General features: G+C 46.8%; 1 protein-coding gene and 1 pseudogene. Both read left to right on the top strand.

Annotated elements, in window-relative coordinates:
• Positions 1-196: 196 nt before the first annotated feature.
• Entirely contained in the window at positions 197-697 is a 501-nt protein-coding gene (locus ACTNBR_RS16395; RefSeq protein ID WP_197702350.1) for a DUF6431 domain-containing protein, read from the top strand.
• Positions 698-770: 73 nt separating this feature from the next.
• Positions 771-1,525 (top strand): annotated as a pseudogene (locus tag ACTNBR_RS16400) (DDE-type integrase/transposase/recombinase); the annotation flags it as partial.

The raw sequence follows: 1,525 nt of genomic DNA on the forward strand, positions 1-1,525 counted from the left end.
ATTGTTATTGACCTCTTAAAATAGCGTAATAATGATTAGCTTGCGTGTCTCTGGATTGTTCTGTATACTGTCATCAGTTTACAGAAAGAAAAAAGTCTCAGAGCACCTTCCCTGGAAAGTCGTGTACTCTGAGACCTGGTCGCTAAAACCATGGTTATTATATCAGACTATACGTTAACCCTCAAGGGGAATTCAGGTGTTTTTTGTTGAGAGCAGTGTGACCAGCCATATATGTCCCAGATGTCAGGGGATTCTTGCCTACCGGGATTCACGCGTACGTATCCGAAGGAAAGAAGGCGGACGTAAGGAGCGTCTGATGATACGACGTTTCAGATGTAAAAACTGCCATTCCTATCATAATGAACTTCCGGATTGCCTCTCCCCGTATAAGCATTATGAAACTGAGGTTATATCAGGAGTTCTTGATGGAGTTGTCACTCCTGAAGATGCTGATTCCGAGGACTATCCGTCCATGCAGACCATGCAGCGCTGGCTCCTGTGGTTGCAGGTCAATCTGACCAACATAGAAGGCTACCTTAGAAGTGCCGGCTACAGTATCTTCAGACTTGGGGAAGGAGTCCTCTTCTCCAAAGGTTCACTGCTCGAAGCTATACGAAAAAAATATCAAAGCTGGTTGGAGATCATTCTCCGCCTGATCTATAACAGCGGGGGATTCCTGGTGCCGATCCCCTGGTAGCACTGTGCACCTACTTTGGTTCGTCTGTCACCGGCTGCTTCTGTATAGTGGTCTCAAAGGAGGTCGCTATACTATGAATACAAGCAAAAATCTTATGAAACAACAGTGGCAGGAACAGGAAGCACTCAAACGCTTTCAGCTTATATCTCCCCTTCTCAGGGAAGATATGGATGACGCAAAACGTCTGCAGCTGCGCAGGCAGATTGCACAGGAGAATAACATCTCCGTCCGCTCTCTTTATCGTTACGAGAAAGCATATGCAGAAAGCCAGTTCTCTGGACTCAAACCGGCAGACCGGCAAAAACACAGATCCCAGAGACTTCCGGACAATTTCGATTTTCTTCTGGAACAGGCAATCCAGCTCAGGAAAGAGGTCCCGGAACGGTCTGTTGCACAGATCATCTTCATTCTGGAAGCAGAAGGCTTTGTAGCACCGGGGGTATTAAAACGCCCAACCCTGGAAAGACATCTTTATAAAGCAGGGTTTGGCCGTGAACATATGCAGATGTACAGAGAAGCCCGTGAGAGTTCATCGAAACGCTTCTGCAAACCACACCGCATGATGCTGATCCAGGGAGATATCAAGTATGGTCCCAAACTTCCTATTGGAAAAAACGGTGCCAAAGTACAGACCTATCTGTCCTCGGCTATTGATGACCATTCCAGACGGCTGCTATTCTCCCGGTTCTATGATAATCAGGAAGAAGCGATCATCGAGGATACCTTTCACCAGGCGATCCTGCGTCACGGAACTTTTGATGCCTGTTACTTTGATAACGGATCACAGTATATCGCAAAGCAAATCCGTTTTTCCCTTTCCAAACTCGG

This window comes from Bariatricus sp. HCP28S3_F11 (assembly GCF_052065395.1).
Lineage (GTDB): Bacteria > Bacillota > Clostridia > Lachnospirales > Lachnospiraceae > Allocoprococcus.